Source organism: Microbacterium shaanxiense, assembly GCF_054779995.1.
In genome coordinates, this window is record NZ_BAAGXE010000002.1 from 649,064 (window position 1) to 668,992 (window position 19,929).

General features: G+C 66.3%; 16 protein-coding genes. 3 read left to right on the forward strand and 13 right to left on the reverse strand.

All coding sequences use genetic code 11. The annotated features are described in order from the left end of the window. Nucleotides 1-11: 11 nt before the first annotated feature. The 7 genes from rhaI to ACYVG2_RS08060 form a co-directional block, all read right to left on the reverse strand. On the reverse strand, nucleotides 12-1,175 hold the full coding sequence (gene rhaI / locus ACYVG2_RS08030; protein ID WP_460780480.1) for an L-rhamnose isomerase: 1,164 nt from the start codon (nucleotides 1,173-1,175) through the stop codon (nucleotides 12-14). Beyond that, nucleotides 1,172-1,552 (reverse strand): L-rhamnose mutarotase, encoded by a 381-nt coding sequence (locus ACYVG2_RS08035; protein WP_460780481.1) that lies wholly within the window; start codon nucleotides 1,550-1,552, stop codon nucleotides 1,172-1,174. Before ACYVG2_RS08035 ends, rhaI begins: the two co-directional genes overlap by 4 nt. A gap of 62 nt (nucleotides 1,553-1,614) precedes the next feature. Further along, complete coding sequence (locus ACYVG2_RS08040) at nucleotides 1,615-2,865, reverse strand: four-carbon acid sugar kinase family protein (RefSeq protein ID WP_460780482.1); 1,251 nt, start codon at nucleotides 2,863-2,865, stop codon at nucleotides 1,615-1,617. Then, a complete protein-coding gene (locus ACYVG2_RS08045; RefSeq protein ID WP_460780483.1) occupies nucleotides 2,858-4,111 on the reverse strand; it encodes a RuBisCO large subunit C-terminal-like domain-containing protein in 1,254 nt (417 codons plus the stop codon). Before ACYVG2_RS08045 ends, ACYVG2_RS08040 begins: the two co-directional genes overlap by 8 nt. A 4-nt stretch (nucleotides 4,112-4,115) precedes the next feature. Beyond that, complete coding sequence (locus ACYVG2_RS08050; protein WP_460780484.1) at nucleotides 4,116-6,095, reverse strand: glycoside hydrolase family 127 protein; 1,980 nt, start codon at nucleotides 6,093-6,095, stop codon at nucleotides 4,116-4,118. Further along, nucleotides 6,092-6,781 (reverse strand): aspartate/glutamate racemase family protein, encoded by a 690-nt coding sequence (locus ACYVG2_RS08055; RefSeq protein ID WP_460780485.1) that lies wholly within the window; start codon nucleotides 6,779-6,781, stop codon nucleotides 6,092-6,094. The genes ACYVG2_RS08050 and ACYVG2_RS08055 overlap by 4 nt, the downstream gene beginning before the upstream one ends. Then, nucleotides 6,778-9,387, reverse strand: a complete 2,610-nt coding sequence (locus tag ACYVG2_RS08060; protein WP_460780486.1) for a family 78 glycoside hydrolase catalytic domain — start codon at nucleotides 9,385-9,387, stop codon at nucleotides 6,778-6,780. Before ACYVG2_RS08060 ends, ACYVG2_RS08055 begins: the two co-directional genes overlap by 4 nt. A 155-nt stretch (nucleotides 9,388-9,542) precedes the next feature. Here ACYVG2_RS08060 and ACYVG2_RS08065 point away from each other — a divergent pair, with 155 nt between their 5' ends. Continuing rightward, nucleotides 9,543-10,373, forward strand: a complete 831-nt coding sequence (locus ACYVG2_RS08065) for an NAD-dependent epimerase/dehydratase family protein (RefSeq protein WP_460780487.1) — start codon at nucleotides 9,543-9,545, stop codon at nucleotides 10,371-10,373. Between the two features lie 44 nt (nucleotides 10,374-10,417). Here ACYVG2_RS08065 and ACYVG2_RS08070 read toward each other — a convergent pair whose 3' ends face one another. The 3 genes from ACYVG2_RS08070 to ACYVG2_RS08080 form a co-directional block, all read right to left on the reverse strand. Then, entirely contained in the window at nucleotides 10,418-11,326 is a 909-nt protein-coding gene (locus ACYVG2_RS08070) for a carbohydrate ABC transporter permease (protein ID WP_448966553.1), read from the reverse strand. 11 nt (nucleotides 11,327-11,337) lie between these two features. Next, a complete protein-coding gene (locus tag ACYVG2_RS08075) occupies nucleotides 11,338-12,219 on the reverse strand; it encodes a carbohydrate ABC transporter permease (protein WP_448966552.1) in 882 nt (293 codons plus the stop codon). Between the two features lie 112 nt (nucleotides 12,220-12,331). Beyond that, the gene (locus ACYVG2_RS08080) at nucleotides 12,332-13,633 is read right to left on the reverse strand and encodes an ABC transporter substrate-binding protein (protein ID WP_448966551.1); all 1,302 of its coding nucleotides are present in this window, start codon (nucleotides 13,631-13,633) and stop codon (nucleotides 12,332-12,334) included. 360 nt (nucleotides 13,634-13,993) lie between these two features. Here ACYVG2_RS08080 and ACYVG2_RS08085 point away from each other — a divergent pair, with 360 nt between their 5' ends. Further along, complete coding sequence (locus ACYVG2_RS08085) at nucleotides 13,994-15,010, forward strand: LacI family DNA-binding transcriptional regulator (protein WP_460780489.1); 1,017 nt, start codon at nucleotides 13,994-13,996, stop codon at nucleotides 15,008-15,010. Beyond that, nucleotides 15,007-16,011, forward strand: coding sequence for a LacI family DNA-binding transcriptional regulator (locus ACYVG2_RS08090; RefSeq protein ID WP_460780490.1), 1,005 nt, complete (start codon nucleotides 15,007-15,009; stop codon nucleotides 16,009-16,011). Before ACYVG2_RS08085 ends, ACYVG2_RS08090 begins: the two co-directional genes overlap by 4 nt. A 39-nt stretch (nucleotides 16,012-16,050) precedes the next feature. On the opposite strand, the gene ACYVG2_RS08095 is transcribed toward ACYVG2_RS08090, so the two are convergent. The 3 genes from ACYVG2_RS08095 to ACYVG2_RS08105 all read right to left on the reverse strand — a co-directional run bounded on the left by ACYVG2_RS08095 (nucleotide 16,051) and on the right by ACYVG2_RS08105 (nucleotide 19,929). Continuing rightward, on the reverse strand, nucleotides 16,051-17,316 hold the full coding sequence (locus ACYVG2_RS08095) for an MGH1-like glycoside hydrolase domain-containing protein (RefSeq protein ID WP_460780492.1): 1,266 nt from the start codon (nucleotides 17,314-17,316) through the stop codon (nucleotides 16,051-16,053). Next, nucleotides 17,313-19,064: a hypothetical protein gene (locus tag ACYVG2_RS08100; RefSeq protein ID WP_460780493.1), complete on the reverse strand. Its 1,752-nt coding sequence runs from the start codon at nucleotides 19,062-19,064 to the stop codon at nucleotides 17,313-17,315. The genes ACYVG2_RS08095 and ACYVG2_RS08100 overlap by 4 nt, the downstream gene beginning before the upstream one ends. 109 nt (nucleotides 19,065-19,173) lie before the next feature. Further along, nucleotides 19,174-19,929, reverse strand: coding sequence for an SDR family NAD(P)-dependent oxidoreductase (locus tag ACYVG2_RS08105; protein WP_460780494.1), 756 nt, complete (start codon nucleotides 19,927-19,929; stop codon nucleotides 19,174-19,176).

Here is a 19,929-nt window from a genome sequence, read left to right on the forward strand (position 1 = left end):
AGACCGAACGCTCACGCGCCCCACCCGGCCTGCGTGCCGCCGACGCGATCGGCGGCGATCTTCTGCTGGTAGCCGGATGCCGCGTATGCGGCCATCGGGTCGGCATCCAGGCCCCGCGACTCGCGCCACTCGGCCAGGGCCGGACGCACGTCGGTGTAGAACGCGTCCATGAACACGGCGTTCGCCGCCAGCACGTCGCCCGACTTCTGGGCCGCGGTGAGAGCATCCTTGTCGACGAGCAGTGCGCGGGCGGTCATCTCCTGCACGTTCAGGACCGAGCGGATCTGACCCGGGATCTTGTCCTCGACGTTGTGGCACTGGTCGAGCATGAACGCCACGTCGGGGTTGTTGAGGCCTCCGCCGCGGATGACCTCGAAGAGGATGCGGAAGAGCTGGAACGGGTCGGCCGCCCCGACGATCAGGTCGTCATCGGCGTAGAAGCGCGAGTTGAAGTCGAACGATCCGAGCTTTCCGAGGCGCAGCAGCTGCATGACGATGAACTCGATGTTCGTGCCCGGTGCATGGTGGCCGGTGTCGAGGCAGACCATCGCCTTGTCTCCGAGCGACGCCACCTGGGCGTATGACGTGCCCCAGTCGGGAACATCGGTGTGGTAGAAAGCGGGCTCGAAGAACTTGTACTCCAGCACCAGTCGCTGGTCGTCACCGAGGCGCGCGTAGATCTTCTGCAGCGATTCGTTCAGGCGGTCCTGGCGGCCGCGCAGGTCGGCCTGGCCGGGGTAGTTCGATCCTTCCGCGAGCCAGATCTTGAGGTCGCGGCTGCCAGTGGCGTCCATCACGTCGATGCACGCGAGGTGGTGGTCGATCGCCTTCTGGCGGATCGCGGCATCTTCATGGGTGAGGGCGCCGAACTTGTAGTCGTCGTCCTGGAAGGTGTTGGAGTTGATCGTGCCGAGCTGCACGCCGAGGTCCTCGGCGTGCTTTCGGAGGTCGCCGAAGTCGCTCATGTCCCAGGGGATGTGCAGGGCGACGCTCGGAGCGAGGGCGGTGTACTTGTGCACCTGCGCGGCATCCGCGATCTTCTCGAACGGGTCGCGCGGTGTGCCGGGTGTGCCGAACACCTTGAAGCGGGTGCCGGAGTTTCCGAACGCCCACGAGGGAAGCTCGATGGACTGCTTCTCGAGCTCGGTGAGGAGGGCGGGGGAGAGCGTGGTCACGATGCACTGCTTTCTATGTCGGATGCTGTGGCGGAGAGCTGCTCCGCGAGATTGAAGACTTCGGTGAGCGGGGTTGCGGCCTGATCGGGCCGGCCGTCGAGGTCGACGAAGAACCGTGCCATCTCGGATTCCCAGCGGGTGGCGACCTCCGACTGGGCGAGGTACGCCTGCGCGGCCGCGTCATCATCGGTCTCGTAGTAGCCGATCAGGGTGCCGCCTTCGCCGAGGAACAGCGAGTAGTTGCGGCGGCCGGCGGCGGCGATCTCGGCGAGCATCTCCGGCCGCACAGGGGAGTGGCGGTGAAGGTACTCATCCAGCAGTTCCGGGCGGATCTGCAGCTGGAAGCAGACGCGGGTGGCGGCTGTCATCGGTGACATGCTCCTCGGATATCCCAGTGGATGAATCGTTTCATTCAATGTAATCGAGATGAGGTCCACGGTCAAGCGCGATCACCAGCGATCTTCACGAACAGGTCGTCAGCGCCCACCTGCCCGCCCTTCAGTAGAACCTCGAGCCCATCGATCGACGGGTCATCGGAGTGGGCGCGGAGGAGCACGACGTTGCCTTCGGGGTTCGCTGCGAGCGACAGCGATTGGATTCCGAGCATCCGCACGACTCGACTGGACGTATCACCGCCGCACACGATGATCCTCGAAGTCACGCCCGCCTGCACAGCGCCCGTGATCATCGAGGCGGCACTCCGGGCGATCGCCGCCAGAGCATCGCCGTCCAGCGTCGTGTCGTCGGAGGTGAGCACGAGGCTGCGTCCGCTGCGGAGCACCCGGACGACGTCGGCGACGGCGTCGTCGTCGACAAGGGAAGGGATCGGGCGCACCACCCAACCGGCCGCTGCGGCAGCCGCGGCCTGGCGGCGGGTCTGCGGCGAGCGGCTGCCGGAGACGACGAGGACGGGGCCGCGGGCGCGGATCGAGCCAGTGAGTGTGGCGCTGTCCGTCGTCCGCGCGAGTCCGATGGCACGGCTGAGTCCGCCCGAGCCGATCATGAAGAGTGGACGCGCGAGTGGGCGGAGAGCGTCGCCGAGCAGTGCGAGATGCGCATCGTCGAGCGCATCCAGGACGACCGCGGCATCGCGCGAATCTAGCACTCGCTGTGCGATCGCGCTCGCCGAGGCGTACTCCGTGAAGTGGAGGGCACCCACGGGCAACGCGGTCTGGTGCGACAGATGCACTGCCAGATCCGACTCCGTCATCGGCGTCGAAGGATGGTTCGCCATCGTCGGCTGACGATCAAGACGATGGACCCTGTCTCCTTCGGCGGCGAAGTGGTGTCCGAACACGGTGTAGCGGCCGAAGTCGGGCTGCGCGAACAGCATCGGCACAGTAGTGGCGCCGAAGATGTCGCGGCCGATCTCCAAGACCCGACCGAGGGAGCCGATGTCCGGTGAGGAGTCGGCCGTCGAGCAGGCTTTGTACTGCACGATGTCCGGATCGATCGTACGCAACGCTCTCAAAGCGGGTGCGACCTCCGCTTCGAGCTGGTCAGTGGGCAGGGATCGCGCGATCCCCGCAATGCCGACGACCGAGCACTCCGCCGCGGCCGCCACCAGGGCGGAGGTCTCAGGGGTCCCCACGAACAGGCGTCCTTGAGCGCCCGTTCGTGCGAACTGCAGCAGGACATCGACACTGCCGGTGACGTCGTCGCCGTAGAAGCCGATGCGCGGATCACCCACGGACAGGACCGAATCGTTCGGTCGCGCGACGCAGCGCTGCGGAGGTCGAGAGTGCATCGTGCACAGATTCGCCGCGCTCCGCGGACTCCCACGCTTCGCGCATGCTCGTCACACCGGCGGCAGCACCGTCGGGGTGGCCGTGTATTCCTCCGCCGGAGAGAACGAGAAGGTCGGAGGTGCCGACGGCGTCGTAGGTGGCGTGTGCGAGTCCGCCCCACTGGCCGGATGACAGTACCGGTAGCGTCGAGGAGACCGTGTCGATGGGCGCTCGGACGTCTGCGATCGCCGCGATCACCTCATGATCGGACTCGTAGAACTTGTTCGAGATGCCGTTCGTGTGGAGATGGTCGGCTCCGGAGAGGCGTGCGAGTTTCTGCCACGGCCGGAACGCGAACCCGAGGTTCTCCGATCGACTGATCGCGCCGAACATGGCACGGTGTCCGTGGATCGGAACCTGGGCGATGCGGTTGAGGTGCGCGAGTCCGGCGAGGCCGACCATGTTGATGCACACCATGACGCAGGTTCCGCCTGCGGCCACGACGAGATCGTGATTCTCCTCGAGCAGGTGGATGTCGTCGGTGATGTTGAACGCGTACATCGGCATGCGGCCGGTGCGATCAGCGTGTCTGTGCAGCACAGGCATCACGGCCCGCACGCGCTCTCGGAGGGGAGCGGACGGCCCGTTTCCCTGCAGCTCGTCGTCCTTGATGAAGTCGACTCCGGCGGCGGCGAGCTCGCCGGCGAGTTCGGCGAGCTCGGTCGGCGACAAGCCGATAGAGGGCTTGACGATCGTGCCTATCAGCGCGCCGTCGGGACGCCCGATGATCTCTCTCGTGCCCTCGACACCGAAACGAGGTCCCCGGTATCGCTCAGCGAATGCGTCCGGCAGCTCGAGGTCGATCAGCTTTATCGCCGCCAGCTCTTTGATCTCGAACAGGTTTCCGGCGATTGCGGCCTGCAGATTGGGGATGGACGGCCCGAAGTTGTCGAGCGGGAAGCGCAGCCGCAGCACTGCTCGACGACGCGTCGCCGGGTCGCCGATCGTTCCGGGAAGCGGTGAGGCTCCTGTGAGGGGGACTTCGTCGAGGCTCTCGATCTGGGCGGCGAAACGCGCGCGAACCGCGTCGGACTCTCGCTCGACACGCACGAAGGTGCCCGTCGACTGCTCCCCGGCGAGAACTTCGGCAGCCTTCTCAAGTGGGAGCGACGTCTCGATGACATAGGAGGCGATCACGCTGTCTGTCACGTCGTCACCACACCAGCGGCAGCCACACCGACATCTCGCCTGGCCCACGATTTCCCCATGCGAAGTAGGGCACGAGGCGCGCGGATGCTGTGACGGGTGCGCCCTCCACATCGGTGTAGAGCACGTCTTCATCGACGGGGGGAAGGATGGCGAGTTCGGTTTCGAGCGCGACCATGCGATGCCCTGCGATCTCGGTGGCGACAGGGCGCAGGCCGACGCCGCGGCGGATGGCCGCCTGCTCGAGCAGGACTCCATCAGGGAGGTCGGCGCTCTCGATGCAGTAGACGATCGGCCCGCGCTGCACCGCGACCTGATTCGTGGTCTCCTCTGCCAGGCGATGAGCGCGCAGGACCCGTGCCGGCATGGGCAGATCGAGGATGATCTCGTCACCCGCTGCCCATTCGCGGGTGATCGTCGCGTAGGTTCCGGCGGCGGACACCTCGACGGGCTCGCCGTTCACCTCGAGGGTCGCTCCGGATGACCATCCAGGAACCCGCAGGTGCAGCGGGAGTCCGCCGAGCTCGGCCTCCGTGACGATGAATGTGATCCGTCCGTCCCAGGGATAGTCGCTCTGCTCACGCAGCGACAGGGAGCGCCCATCAGCGAGAACGGCGTGAAGTTCACTGCCGCCGTAGAGATGAACAAAGAGGCCGTCGTCACCGACAGAGGCCGCCCGCTCGTGGAAGCGCGCGAGCGTGCGCGCGGTGTTCGGCGGGCAGCAGAAGCAGCTCAGGTAGCGCTCGCGCATCCGCGCATCCGAAGGGGGCGGAGACGGTACCGGATGCAGACCTGTGTCGCCGGGCCGCCGAAGCTCCCAGGGCAGATCCCGCACCTGGCGCAGCGCATTGGTGTAGAAGTACTCGGTGCCGTCCAGGCTGATGCCGGCGAGGAAGGAGTTGAACGCGATCTGCTCGATGACGTCGGCGTAACGCGCGTCGCGCGTCAGCGCGAGCATCCGTTCGCCCCACAGGATCATGCCGATGTTCGCGCACGACTCGGCGTGAGCCGTGGTGTTCGGCAGTTGGTAGGCCCGACCATAGGCCTGATGGATGCGGCTGATCTGCTCCTGCCACGGATGCCCGTCGGGCGATGCGCCGTCGTACAGTGCGCCGCAGCCACCGGTCACGTAGAGCTTGGTGTCGACGACGTCGCGCCACAGGTTCTCGAGCACGTTCGCGAGCTCGGCATCTCCCGTCTCGGTCACGAGGTCGGTGAGGCCTGCGTACAGATAGTTGGCGCGCACGGCGTGACCGGCGACGGTGGTCTGCTCGCGAACCGCCACTCGATCCTGATTGTCGTCTCCGCCCTCGAAGTCGTCACGTACGCGTACGAACGCTTTGGCGAGCTCGAGGTAGCGCTCCTCGCCGGTGGCGCGGTAGAGGTCGATGACCGCCATGTAGTGCGACGGGCAGATGGCGCTGCGGGCGAGCTCGAGCGGCTTGTTCGTCGCGAGGTCTTCGAGAAAGGATGCCGCGCCTCGCGCCACATTGAGAAGCGTCGTCGATCCGGTCACCGCGTGGTGTCGCACGCCGACGGTTATCAGGTGCCCAAGGTTGTAGGTCTCGAAATGGAATCGGTCGGCCAGTGCCGTCGCCGACTCGTTGTTGCGCGACGCGATCAGCGTGGGCGTGTGGACATAGCCGTCCTCGCGCTGCACGGAGGCGATGAGCGCTGCGACCATCTCGACCGTCTCGGCGAGCCACGGTTCCGGATCGGTCTCGAGCTGGGCCACCGCGGCCTCGAGCCACTTGTAGAAGTCGCCGTCCATGAACGGAGGGCCCTCGTGCGCTCCCTCCTCCAGTCCGGCTGCCACGCGGAAGTTCCGCAGCCCCGGACTCACGGACGAGTCACTGAGAGACTGCCACATCGCAGGCACCGTCTGCGTTCGGGTGCGCTCGTGAACCTCGCCCCAGAACCCGCTCGCCCAACGGGCCCCATCTGCCTGCAGTGCGCGCAGGGGCGTGCGCGTGGTCGCCGTCGTCATCGGATCTCCGCTCCTTCGGTCGGTGCGCCGTGCGCGGCGCGGGCAGTGACGGTATCCCGTAGGCGTTCGATCCCGGGGACGATACTGGTGAGGATCGGAACCTCCACCTGCACGGCCTCGGCCGCGGATGCCATGGATGCCTGGGCGAGCACGACGACGTCGACCTGATCAGCCACTCGTTCGATCGCGGCGGCGACGAGGTGATCGTGCGCGTCGCGATCGCCGGTGCTGACAGCGGCGAAGGCGCCTTCGATGACCTCGGCGATGATCTCGGGAGAGTGCCCTGTTCGCGCAGCCCGCTCGTGCAGCAGCGCCACGGTGGGCGCGAGGGTCGTCGGCAACGTCGCCAGCACGGCGATCCTCGCCGCATCCGCGGAGGCGGCATCCGCCATCGCTTCGTCGATGCGCAGAACCGGGATCCCGACCTCGTCCTCGACGCGAGCCGCGAGCTGCGAGATCGACGAGCACGTGAGCATCACGAGGTCCGCGCCGGCGCTCATCGCTGCGCGCGCGAGGCCTGCGACGCGACCGGGCACGGAGCCGGCGCGATCATCGTCCGCGAGGTCGGCGACGATGCGATCGTCGAGGTAGTTGATGAACGTCGCCTCAGGCAAGGCGGCGCGTGCACGCTCCATCACCGGGGCGATGACGACGGCTCCTGTGTGCAGGAAAGCGATGCGGGTCATGCGACGACCTCCTTTCGAGCGAGGGCGACGACCCGCTCGTGCCGACCATGGCCGACCTCCTCGGGTTCGCGGCCCTCCAGATCGATGATCGCCGTGGCGCCCACGGGCACGACCATCTCAACCGTGAGTTCGTCGCCCTGAAGACTCCACGAGATCGCGGCTTCTCCGTACGGAGACGTGTGCGTGGCGGATGCCGACGTGAGCGCGCCACCGGGGCGCGGGGCGAAGCGGATGCGGCGATACCCCGGTGTCTCGGGTGCGAGCCCGGCGACCACACGGTGCAGCCAATCCGCCACTGCGCCCAGGGCGTAGTGGTTGAAGGAGGTCATCGTCCCCGGATTCACGGTGCCGTCCGGGAGCATCGAATCCCAGCGCTCCCAGACCGTCGTCGCCCCCATGTTCACCTGGTACAGCCACGACGGGCACTTCTCTTCGAGCAGCAGGTCGTACGCGGTCTCCTGCTGTCCGTTCGCGCTCAGGGCGTCGGACACCAGCGGTGTACCGACGAACCCGGTCGCGATGCGGTTGTCGCTCTCGCGGATCAGCGCCGCCAGACGCGCGGCGGCTGTCGTCCGGTTCTCCGACGGCAGCAGGTCGAACTGCAGAGCGAGGGCATATGCCGTCGGCGAATCCGAGGTCATCATGCCGTCCCCGACGACGTACCGGGCGATGAATGCGGCGCGGGCCTCGTCGGCGAGCGCTCCGTAGCGGATGGCCGCCTCGGTCTCTCCGAGCACCTCGGCGATCTGAGCGACGAGACGGGCCGACCGGGCGAAGTATCCGCTGGCCACCAGATATCGATCCGTGCGACCGTCGCCCGGATCCTGCGGGGGAGCGGCTGGATCCAGCCAATCTCCCAGCTGATAGCCCTCGTCCCACAGGCGTGACGGGCCGGCGATGTCCGCCTGCAGATCCACCCATCTGCGGGCGCTGTCGAACTGCGCCCGCAGAACCCCGGTGTCTCCGAAGCGCTGATAGAGGGTCCAGGGAACGACCGTGGCGGCGTCTCCCCATGCTGCACCGGGGCGCTGGGGCGTCCACATCGTGTCCGAAGGGATCACGGGGACGAACCAGGGGACCGTGCCATCAGGAAGCTGCTCAGCGGCGAGGTCCTGCAGCCAGCCGGACAGCATGCCCGAGATGTCGAACAGGTAGGACGCCGTCGGCGCGAAGACCTGGATGTCGCCGGTCCACCCCAGCCGCTCGTCGCGCTGCGGGCAATCGGTCGGAAGATCGACGAAGTTTCCGCGCATGCCCCACACGACGTTCTCGTGAAGGCGGTCGAGCTGCGGGTTCGACGACTCGAACCATCCGGTGCGTTCGAGATCGGTGTGCATCACGCGGGCGATGAGAGCGCCGTTCGCGGCGTCGTGGTCGAGGTCGCCTGGCCAGCCCTCGACATCGACGTAGCGGAAGCCGTGGAACGTGAACCGCGGCTCCCACTCCTCCCCGTCCGCGCGGCCTGCGAACGTGTATCGATCGGTCGAGCGGGCTTCCCTGAGCGGTCGCGTGTAGAGCTCGCCGTGCTGGAGCACCTCCGCTGTGCGCAGGGTCACTGTCGTGCCGGCGGCCGCGGTTGCGCGCAGACGCACGACCCCGACGAGGTTCTGACCGAAATCGAGTACCCGGCGGCCGCTGGGAGTCGTGAGCACGGCGACCGGCGCCAACTCTTCCGTCACGCGGACCGGCGGTGCGGTGGGCGCGACGAGAGTCTCGGGGTCGCGCCGGCGCAACTGCACGCGCTCCCAGCCCTCGTCGTCGAATCCCGCGCAGGACCAATCGCGCTGCTCTTCTCTCGCGTCGTAGTCTTCACCGTCATACAGGCCGGAGGCGATCACGGGACTCCGTCTCGCCCGCCAGCTCGTGTCGGTCGCGACAACCTCTCGCGTCCCGTCCGCGTACGAGAGTTCGAGCTGGGCGAGGAACGACTGGTCGTCGCCGAAGACGTTGCGGAAGCCGCCGCGCCACCCCAGGCGACCGCGATACCAGCCGTCGCCGAGCCACGCGCCGATGGCATTCGGCCCGTCGGCGAGCAGATCGGTGACGTCGTACGTGTAGTAGCGCAGTCGCTCCCGGTACACGGTCCAGCCCGGGGAGAGCACGTCGTCGCCGACGCGATGACCGTTGATCTCTGCCTGGTAGAGGCCGTGGGCGGTGGCGTACAGGCGTGCGCGCACGAGCCCCGATCGTGCCGTGAACTCGCGACGGACGAGGGCCGGCCTGCGGTCGTCGGTCATCGGATTCTGCTCCCAGATGGCGCCGATCGGGCCCGCGATCCAGTCCGATGGCGAGAGCAGACCGGTCTCGACCGTCGCCCATGCGCCGGGTTCGCTCCAGACGCCGTCTTCACCGCTGACGCTCACCCGCACGTCCGCCCGCTCGCGGGATCTCAGCGGGTCAGACGGCCACGGTACGAGCACCTGATCCTGTGATCGGACATCGAAGGTGCGGATCCCATCGTCCCCACGCACCTCGAGCCGATACGCACTCTGGCGCCAGCCGGGAGATGCCGAGTCGACGGTCCAGCTCACGCGTGGGCGTGACTCTCCGATTCCGAGTGGCTCGCGATGATGCTCGAAGCGAGGGGCTGATACTGCGGACTTCATCGTAGACTCCCGGATACTCGAAACGTTTCAGAGCGGATATGTCCGGTGCTTTGAACACGCGGAGGAGTAGAATTGTGACGTTTCAAACGATAGCGCACGGTCGTGCGGACCGACCCGGATGCGGCAGTGCGACACTGGACCCAGGAGGCCATTGAATGAATATCGCGGTTACCGGCAGCAGCGGAACCCTCGGGAGAGCGACCGTCGAGCGGTTGCGCTCCGATGGTCATGAGGTCGTCGGCTTCGACGTCACGGGTGTCCCCGGCAGCGGGTTCACCCGCGTCGATCTGTCCGACTACGGGCAGACACTGGACGCGTTCCTCGGAGTCACTGCGAGGCACAACGGTGTCGACGCGATCGTGCATCTGGCTGCTATCCCGGTCAACGGCATCGTCCCCGACATCACGACGTTCGAGAACAACGTCTCGGCATCCTCCCACGTGCTGCTCGCGGCTCACCGCGCGGGCGTCCGCACCGTGGTGTTCGCCTCGAGCATCACGGCGATGGGCTTTCCTTTCGACGTCGCGCCGCCGATGCTTCCGGTCGATGAGACATACACCCGCGCGTTCAACACGTACGGACTCGGCAAGGTGGTCGAAGAGTCCATGGCGGCTCAGCTCGCGGGCTGGCATCCCGATACCTCCATCACGGCGCTGCGCTTCACGAATGTCGTGGCGCCGGACGGATACGCGACGTTCGAGCAAGCGGGGGAGCTCGCTTACCGCCGTGATCTGATCGGCTCGTGGATCGATGCGCGAGACGGTGCCGAGGCGGTCGCGCTCGCGGTGGCAGGAGCGCGGCCCGGGTTCGAGATCTTCAACGTCGCGGCTCCCGGATCCGGATCCCGGATTCCGTCTCGTCAGTTGGCGGAGCACTGGTTCCCTGGTACACCGATCGCCGACGGTCTCGGTGAGTTCGAGTCGCTGATGTCGACGGCGAAGATCCAGGAGCGGCTCGGGTTCCGCGCTCGCCACGACTGGCGTTGACGGGTATCGGCGGGCGGCGCGATCGCGGCCCGCCGACACCGGCCTCATCCCTTGACAGCGCCGGCCGCGAGGCCCTTCATGATGCGCTGGTTCAAGAAGAGATAGAGGATCAGGATCGCGAAGACGGTGATGCAGATGGCGGCGAACAGCGGCCCGTAGTTGACCGAGCCGTACTCGCCGGAGAAGTTGAGCAAGCCGACCTGGATGGTGTTGAGCTTGCGCTGTCCGCCGAACACCAGCGCGATGAGCAGATCGTTCCAGATCTGGAAGAACTGCACGATCGCGACGGTGAAGATCGCGTTGCGCATCATCGGCATTCCGATGCTGAAGAACGCGCGGATCATCGAAGCGCCGTCGATGGTCGCCGCCTCGAAGATCTCACGGGGGATCGCGCGGAAGTACGTCGCCATCATGAACACCGTCAGGGGCAATCCACCTGCGGTGTAGATGAGGATCAGCGGCAGGAGTGAGCCCGTGAGGCCGATGTTGAAGAAGGCGGTGAACAGCGGCAGGATGATCATCTGCCCGGGAATCATGATGCCCGCGAGGAAGACCAGCAGGATCGTGCTGCGTCCTTTGAAGACCAGCACTTCGAGTGCGTATCCCGCGGCTGTGCCGAGAAGCACGAGGAGGATCAGCGACGGGAACGTGACGAGCACGGAGTTCACGACCGTCGTGCTGAGATTCGCTGTCTCCCATCCCGTGACGTAGTTGTCCCACCGCCAGATCTCGGGCATGGCGTACGAGGGGTTGTTGAGGAAGTCGCTGTTGGACTTCAGCGAGTTGATGAACATCCAGAACAGCGGGTAGGCCGTCATGAGGATGAGGGCCGCGATCGTGAGCAGCGTCGGAATCCGACGCAATCCACGCATGAGCGAAGGGCCGGGGCCGCCTGTATGCCGCCGCGGAGCACGGGGGGACGAAACGGCGACGGTATCGAGAGTGGAGGTCATGTCGGCGCCTTTCAGATCGTGGCGTCGCGGCGCGACGAACGGAAGATGAACAGGGTGACGATCAGGCACATCATCGTCAACAGGAGCGCGACGGTCGAGCCGTAGCCGTAGTCGCTGTATTGGAACGCGGTCCGGTACATGTACAGGGTCAGCGGAGTCGTCGAGCTGCCAGGACCGCCCGCGGTCAGAGCGAACACCGAATCGAAGACCTTGATCGTGCCGTTGACGCTGAAGATGATCGAGGCGAAGAGGATCGGCAGGGACATGGGCAGGACGATGTGCCGGAAGAGGCGGACGCCGCTGGCGCCATCGAGTCGCGCGGATTCGATGATCTCGTCAGGAATGTCGAGCAGGCCGGAGAAGATGAGGATGCCGTAGAACCCGATCGAGCGCCACACATCCATGATGACGATCACGACGAATGCTGTGCCGCCCCCGCCGAGCCAGTCGACGCCACTGAGGCCGACGTTGACCAGGAGCTCATTGACGAGACCGTCGTCCGGCGCGGACTGGAAGAGCTTCTGGTAGAGCAACGAGACGGCGACGGTCGGCAGGACGACCGGGAAGAACACGAGCGTGCGCACGAGAGTCGACGACCTGCGCAGCACGAAGTGATAGAGCAGCGCGAGGCCGTAGCCCAGTACGACCTGGAAGGCCGTCACGAGCACCGCGTACCGGATCGTGAACCAGAACGCCTCCCAGACGGCCGGATCGGAGAAGAGCCGTGCGAAATTGTCGAGTCCGGCGAACTGGAACCCGGAGAGAGGTGTGCCGTCGAAGAACGTCAGGAACAGGGACCAGACGACCGGTACCAGCATGATCAGCGTATAGACGAGCAACGCGGGCACCAGCAGGAGGACGATCGCCTTGCGGTCACCGAAGATCGACTTCATCGAGGGGGCCTTTCCGGGGTGAGTGGGACGTGTGCGAGGTGAACCCGCCGACGTCCGCGAGAAGTATCGAGTGCGAGGTGCCCCGCCGCAGAGACGACGGGGCACCTGTGGATCACGGGTTGTCGATGGCGTCCTGCACCATGCTCATGAACTCGTCCGGCGTGAGCTGACCGGTGACGAGCAGCGCGGCGTTCGTCGACGAGATCTGGCTCGCCTTGGCGTTGAACAGCGCCTCGAACCACAGCACGCTGTCAGTGCTCTCGGCGATCGTATCGGCGACCTTCTGCGAGATCTCGGGCAGGTCGGCCTCCTCATCGGCGACGAAACCGGTGATCTGGCCCTGCTTGAGTGCTTCGTTGCCGTAGTTCTCGGCGATGCAGCCGAGCCATCCGGCCACACCGTCGGAGTAGCTTTCCGAGCTGAACGTGGCAGGCAGGCCCACATTCGCCGGATACTGGTCGATCGATCCGGCTCCGCCTTCGACGGCGGGGAACGGGAAGAAGCTCATGTTCTCGGCGCCGACCTCATTGCCCTCGCCGTTGATGTTGCCGAGGATCCAGCTTCCCATGTAGATCATCGGCGACTTCCCGGTGAGGAACAGGTTGTACGAGCCGTCGATGTCGAGCGATGTCACGTTGTCCCCGAAGTAGCCCTCAGCACCGAGACCGGCTATGGCCTCGGCGGCCTCGACGTACTCGGGGTCCGTCAGCTTCGCTTCACCGTCGGCGACCTTCTGCATCGCGTCGGGCCCGAGGTCGCGGAAGATGTACGTCGAGAGAAGACGCGTGATGGGCCATCCCTGCTCACCCGAGGCCGAGAGCGGCGTCAGCCCCGCGGCCTTCGCTTCCGCAGCGACAGTGAGGAGGTCGTCCCATGTCTCGGGGACCTCCCAGCCGTTCTCCTCGAAGATCTGAGTGTTGTACCAGATGCCCTCGATGTTGTACTGGAAGGGCAGGAAGTTGAAACCGCCGCCGTAGAGCTTCTCGATCGTGGAGACGGCACCGGGAGCGATCTTGTCGCGGACCCCGAGGTCAGTCAGTGCCTTGTCGAAATCGACCAGCACATCCGCCTCGGCGAGCTTCGCGCCCTCAGCCGGGTTGCCGCCGGCCGAGAACATGGGCGGAAGGCCCCCCTGGCTGGCGAGGAGCTGGATCTGCGAGTCGAGTTCTGCCTGAGGCATCGAACTGACTTCGAGGGGGAGGGTCTCATCCTCGGCCTTGCAATCACCGGCGGCGAGCGCGTCGAGCACAGGTTCGGTGGTGGTGTTCTCGGAGTTCTTGAGGAACTCCATGGAAGAGGGCTCTGCTCCGCCGCTGCCGCCTGCGCAGCCTGCGAGGACGAGGGCGCCGGCACCGAGCAGTGCGGCCGCGCCGATGAGCGCCTTACGGGGGCGCCGCCGTGGTGCTGTGAACACATTTCCTCCTTGAAAGTGGAATCTCCTTATTGAGACGTTTCAATTGGATGCTAGATGCGTGGCAAGCCAATGTCAATCGGGAAAATCGCCACGGTGGCGGAACGGTAGCCGTGCTGCGCGGTGGTGGCACAGGCGAGATGCCTCTCGGGTAGGGTGGATCAGGTTGAAACGTCACAATTTGATCACAAGACAGCCGGGGGGCGTTCTCGATCGGCGCGGACGGTCGCGGTCGCGAGCGCGCCTGCGGGCAGAGAGGACTGCGGAGGCTTTGAAACGTTCTAGCGACAACGCTGTGCGGGCCGCCTGCTCCTGTACAGTGGCGTTCAATCTGTGAGTCACGCGAGTGGAGGGGGCCGCCGAATGTCCAGGGTCGGCATCCGCGACGTCGCGGCGCTCGCAAATGTAGCCGTCGGAACGGTCTCCAACTTCCTCAACCACCCGGACCGGGTGTCCGCTGACAAGGCTCAGCGCATTCAGTTCGCGATCGACTCACTGGGTTTCGTGCCGAGCAGTGCCGGTCGTCAACTGCGACTCGGTGTCTCGAGTGTGATCGGCTATCTCGCGCCAGACGTGAGCAACCCCTATTTCGCCGAGATCGCCGAGGGCGTCGAGCGACGCGCTGACGAGCGTGGAGTCACCGTGTTCCTGGCGAACTCCCATCGCAGCCGGGATCGCGAGGACGCATACCTCAGGGTGTTCGAGCAGCACCGGGTGCAGGGGCTTCTGGTCTCATCGCACCTTCCCGTGGAGGAGCGCCTCGCTCAGGTGCGCAAGCGTGGCACTCCATCCGTTCTGATCGGCCAGAAGGGACGCTCGGACGAACAGCCGTCCGTGTCGTTGGACGACGTCTCGGGCGGCCGGAAGGCGTTGGAGCATCTGCTCGACGTCGGGTGCCGCAGGATCGCCTACGTCGGTGGTCCGCTGGGCATTCCTCAGGTCGCGGATCGCCTCGCCGGTGCGAGCGAGGCCGTGCGCCTGTTCGGTGCAGCGACGATCGAAGTCATCGACATGCCCGACCGTACCGTTCGCGGAGGCCGTGAGGTGGGGGCAGCCTTGCTGGCCCGACCGGCGGAGCTCCGCCCCGACGGGATATTCGCCGTCAATGATCTTCTCGCGTTGGGCATCATGCAGGTGCTGGTGCAGGGCGGCGTCGACATTCCGCGCCAGACGGCGATCATCGGATACGACGACAACGAGTTCGCCGAGGTGTCGCTCATCCCGCTCACCAGCGTGAGCGGCAGGCACGACAGTTTCGGCGGCACGGTGGTCGATCTGCTCTTCGACACCATCGAAGGCCGTGCGATCGCTGATCCCCACCACATGTTCGAACCTGACCTCGTCATCCGTGCCAGCACGGAAGGATTCGGCCGAGCATGACCGTCAGCGTCAGGGAGGTCGCTGCCCACGCCGGCGTCTCGGTGGGTACCGTTTCCAACGTCCTGAACCATCGCGAGCGTGTGGCTCCGGAATCCGTGCGGCGGGTGAACGAGGCGATCGAGGCCCTCGGTTACGTGCGAAACGATGCTGCCAGGCAGTTGAGGGCTGGGCAGAGCACGACGGTCGGTCTCGTCGTGCTGGATGTCCGGAACCCGTTCTTCACCGAGATGGCTCGAGGCGCGGAGCAGGAGGCCGAACGGCATGATCTCGCAGTCATCCTCGGCAACAGCGACGAGGACGAATCGCGTGAGTCGCGCTATTTGGATCTGTTCGAGCAGCAGCGGGTGCGCGGAGTCCTGATCTCGCCCTACGGAGAGGTCGGCCCCCGACTGCAGCGGTTGCGTGAGCGAGGCACTCCGGCCGTGCTGGTGGACAGACGAAGCGCCGATGGCGTGTTCAGCTCCGTGTCCGTCGATGACGAGAAGGGCGGGTGGCTGGCCGGCACGCACCTGATCGAGCGCAGTCGACGCCGTCTGATGTTCGTCGGCGGCCCGGCCGACCTGCGGCAGATCGAGGACCGACGCCGTGGCGTCGAGCGTGCGGTGCGTGAACGCTCCGGTGTCACGCTCGAGGTCTTCGCGACATCCGCGATGCAGGTCGCCGACGGTCGCGCCGTCGGCGAGGAGATCGCCGCCAGAAAGGCGTCGGAACGACCGGACGGGGTGTTCGCCGGCAACGATCTGCTTGCTCTCGGCGTGCTGCAGGGCCTGCTCCAGTCGCCCGGGCTGAGGGTTCCGGAGGACGTCGCGCTCATCGGGTTCGATGACATCGACTTCGCGGCGGCGGCCGTGGTCCCGCTCAGCTCCGTGCGTCAGCCGAGCAGGATCATGGGCGAGACCGCTCTGCGGCTCCTGCTCGACGAGGAGGCGGATCCTGGTCGGCCCGTGCAACAGGTCGTGTTCGAACCCGAATTGGTGGTCAGGGCGTCGACCGGGCGATGAACTTCTGACGTCCCTCGCTCGATACGACTCTGCCGAAGCTCAGAACTCGGTCACCGTCGCGCGATCTTCGAGGAACGCGATCATGTTCAGCACCAGGAAGTTCCAGTTCTGGAAGTTCCTGGTCATGATGGCCTCGCCGGTGTCGGGATTGTAGAACTCGTGGAGCGACCCGGTGGTCTCGAGATCGCGGCCGAACAGGGCGACGGTCTCTTCGGCGATCTCGCGGGCATCGTCGAGGAAGCCGTACTTCTGAAGCCCACGGAAGACCAGGTAGTTGCTGATTCCCCAGACCGGTCCGAGCCAGTTGGACGGATTGTTCGACGCGCGCAGGTTGTAGGCCTTCTCGAGGCGAGAAAGGGTGCGGACACCGTAATTCGCGCGGAATGTGCGGGCGTCCTGCAGGCGCTGCCGCATCCGCTCCGCCCGCTCCTGCGATGCGATTCCCGCCCACATCGGGAGGAAGCTCGACCAGTTGTCCACACGAAGAAGCAACGAGGACCAGGACCGCGGCGCGCCGCTGTGCAGCCAATCCTCTGAGTCGATCTCCCGGAAGGCGAGGTCGGCGCTGTAGTACGTGCCGTCGCGCTCATCCCAGAGGTGCTCGTTGATGGCGTCGGCGAGGTCCTGTGCGTGCCCGCGCCAGACGTTGGCCTCCTGCAGACGATCGACGTCCTCGAGCAGAGACCCGTATGCGAGCAGCTCCCGATACAACAGGGAGTTGAGGTAGATCGATGCGGTGCTGCGGTCGGGACGGTAGTAGACCGACGGGTCGTTGTCGACGCCGATGGCGAAGTCGGTCTGCCAATAGGCCAGACCGGTCTCGGCATGGATGTGACTCTCGAGATAGCGGTGGAGGAACCGTTCGATCGTCGGGAGGTCGTCGCGGATCCACTCGGTGGTTCCACGGCGGCGACTGAGCAGTGCGGTCTGCTGAGCGATGATCGGCTTGTGCATGTTCTGCGAGAACCCGGCTGCACGGCTCGGGTCCCCGTGCAGAAGCGGTCCTTCCGGCTTGAGCAGCAGCGGCATGACACCGTCTTCGTCGGTGTGTGCGAGGAAGTTGCGTATCGTGCCCTCCTCGTAGGCGCCGAAACGACCGGTCTGCCCTGATTCGAGTTCGACCTGTCCGAGCACGACGCTGATGAACCAGGAATCCCAGTCCCACAGCGCCGCCGAGTAGTACGGGGAGTCCGGCGAACTGGGCACGGTGTACGGATGAGTGAGGACGCCGCTCGGCTCCCGGGTCATCTGCACGGCGTGCTCGAGGATGTGCGTACGCAGTCGGTGCTTCCAGTTGTCGATCATTCGTGCTGTTCCTCTGCGGGGAGCGGGATTCGGGTGAAGGATGCGGGCGGCAGGATGAGCGCGATGGTCTCGTCTTCGACGACGAGGCGCACGGAACGCTCGGCGGTGTCGATGTTCGCGGCGAGAATCGCACCGCCTTCATGAGTGCGGCTGCCCAGCGCCCATACGAACCCGTCGGGACTGGGGCCGGAGATCAGTTCGGCGGTGTCATCGGCGGCGAGATCGACCAGTTCGCGGACAGCCGCGAGAACAGGCAGATCGGTCCCGTCCGTGTTGCGCACCCCGCGCGGGCCCCATTCCTCGAACCACACAACGGTCGCGACTCCAGGTCGAGCCAGTGCAGCGGCGCTGGCGATCACCCACGCGGCGAGCTCTGTGGCGCGCTGTCGTGGATCGTCGACCCCGGTGAACTGCGCGCCGTATCCCTCGGCGAGATCGATCCGGCTCGGCGCGGGCTGCGGGCCGGTCGCGACGTCGTTGAATCGGGGTGCCAGAGTGACGGGTCCGATGTGGACGGGCAGCCCGGCGGCGCGCTCGATCATCTCGTCCGCGATGAGCCGCTGGATCGCGATGGACTCGACCAGCTGCTCCGTGTCGCGCGAGTGAAACAGGGGAGTGAGGGTGACGACGAGTCCGTCGAGGTCGTCCGGGAGGCGGTGGAACTCGCGGTTCATCTCGGTGAAGTGCGAGCGGCTGCCTCCGACGACGGGTATCTCCCGCCCCGCAGAGGCCAGGGCGCTGCGCAACAACGCAGTGCTCGCGGCATCCGATACATGACGGGCATCTCCGACTGCGTGGAATGCGGCGATGCGCACGACGGGCCGCCCATCGAGCGCGGCGACCGCCCGTGCGACCTCGTCGGGTGCTTCAGGATCGAGCACCAGTCGCACGTCGAGATGCTGGCCGGTGGCCGCCGCGCGTTCGAGAGCCGCGTGCCAGTTGGTGCTGGCCAGATCCAGTTCGACGAGCAGCTCAGGGCCGAGCGGTGCGAATGCCGGTGCAGGGTCGGGCGCCGACGACGCCGCGACGCCGATGGACGGGAATCGGCCGCCCCCGCTGAGCCGGATGACGGCACCGCCGGGTACGGCATCGTGTGCGTCGGTGTCCGCCCGTGCCGTGATGTGCACAGATTGCGTGATGTGCTCGCCTGCGGCGACCGAGTAGGGAAAGGGCAGGGAGAGCGGACGGTTGTACGTCTTGTACGAGGCGTCGGTCCAGTTGCGCTGGTCCTCCATCTCGAACACGTCTCCGTCGAAGCGGACGCTGATCAGGGTGTCCTCGTCAGACCACTCCAGTTCAGAGATTTCAGTCATGGGCTGGTGCGGGCTGATCCCGAGCGGGAATCGGCTGTGCTCGGTCGTTCCGTCGGCACGACCGACGACGACTTCCTGGCCGGCGATCAGAGGGGGATGCAGCACGACGAGGCCGATGCGATTCGTCAGAAAGGGCTGCGCGGCCTGCAGGTCCATGCCGATCGTGATGCCGCCGTCGACGAGCTCGACGCGAACGCTGCCGATGAAGGCCGCGGGCTCGTCGGAACGGACGGCGAGTTCAAGAACATCACCGTCTGCGACCACGGAATCGACGAAGAGCGGAACGGTGTTCCAGTCGTGGTCGCGGATCACCGCGCGAACGCTGCGCAGCACGCGACGCCCCCGCCAGCGCAGTGCGGCGATCTCGTCGTCGCGTCTCTCGAAGCTCCAGTGCCCGAGCCTCCGGATGTCGCGTTCAGCACGATTCCAGGTCACAGCATTTCCACTTTCGTTCTCGTTCAGCGTTTCGTGACGCCGACGGGGCCGGGCTCGACCGACTCGCGTCGATGCGCGAGTGCGAGACACAGCATGATGCCGCCGGCGCTCACAGCGTCGTCATGCCCCCGTCGACCGCGAACAGCGCTCCGGTGGCGAACTCTCCGTCGCTGCTGGCGAGGAACACCATGATCCCCTCGATGTCGGCGGGGCTGCCGGCGCGACCGAGCGGAATGCGCCCGACGATCGCCGCGCGCGATTCAGGATCGTCGGAGATCGTCGAGACGAGCCCGGTCTCGGTGTAGGCGGGAACGACCGTGTTCACCCGGATGCCGTCACCGGCATATGCCGCGGCGACCGTGCGGGTGAGGCCATGGATGCCGGCCTTCGATGCGGAGTACGCCGTGAAGTCCTGCCCTTCCCCGTTGAGGCCGGTGGGGCTTCCGGTGAGGATGATCGACCCGCCGCCGGCAGTCAGCATCGCGCGGACCGAGTGCTTCACGGTGAGGAATGTTCCGGTCAGGTTGATGTCGATCGTGCGGCGCCAGACGTCGAGATCGAGATCCGCGGCCTTGGCATCCTGCCCGAACAGCTGCACTCCGGCATTCGCCACGACCACGTCGGGGCTCCACCCGGCGGCGACGAGGTAGGCGAACGCCGCTTCGACGGATGCCTCGTCGGCGATGTCGACGACTGCCGCGCGGGCGACGTCGCCGATCTCCGCAGCGACGGATGCCGCGGCATCCGCATCTCTGTCGGCGATGATCACTCGGGCGCCCTCGCGAGCGAAGCGCTCGGCGACCGCGCGTCCGATCCCCGCTCCGGCGCCCGTGACGAGTGCCGTCTTCCCCTGGAGGCGGGTCAT

Coding starts and splice junctions, on each gene's coding strand:
- ACYVG2_RS08105 (WP_460780494.1), bottom strand. CDS start 19,929: ATGACCCGCCTCCAGGGGAAGACGGCACTCGTCACGGGCGCCGGAGCG.
- ACYVG2_RS08090 (WP_460780490.1), top strand. CDS start 15,007: ATGACCGTCAGCGTCAGGGAGGTCGCTGCCCACGCCGGCGTCTCGGTG.
- ACYVG2_RS08050 (WP_460780484.1), bottom strand. CDS start 6,095: ATGACGACGGCGACCACGCGCACGCCCCTGCGCGCACTGCAGGCAGAT.
- ACYVG2_RS08065 (WP_460780487.1), top strand. CDS start 9,543: ATGAATATCGCGGTTACCGGCAGCAGCGGAACCCTCGGGAGAGCGACC.
- ACYVG2_RS08095 (WP_460780492.1), bottom strand. CDS start 17,316: ATGATCGACAACTGGAAGCACCGACTGCGTACGCACATCCTCGAGCAC.
- ACYVG2_RS08075 (WP_448966552.1), bottom strand. CDS start 12,219: ATGAAGTCGATCTTCGGTGACCGCAAGGCGATCGTCCTCCTGCTGGTG.
- ACYVG2_RS08035 (WP_460780481.1), bottom strand. CDS start 1,552: ATGTCACCGATGACAGCCGCCACCCGCGTCTGCTTCCAGCTGCAGATC.
- ACYVG2_RS08085 (WP_460780489.1), top strand. CDS start 13,994: ATGTCCAGGGTCGGCATCCGCGACGTCGCGGCGCTCGCAAATGTAGCC.
- ACYVG2_RS08055 (WP_460780485.1), bottom strand. CDS start 6,781: ATGACCCGCATCGCTTTCCTGCACACAGGAGCCGTCGTCATCGCCCCG.
- ACYVG2_RS08060 (WP_460780486.1), bottom strand. CDS start 9,387: ATGAAGTCCGCAGTATCAGCCCCTCGCTTCGAGCATCATCGCGAGCCA.
- ACYVG2_RS08070 (WP_448966553.1), bottom strand. CDS start 11,326: ATGACCTCCACTCTCGATACCGTCGCCGTTTCGTCCCCCCGTGCTCCG.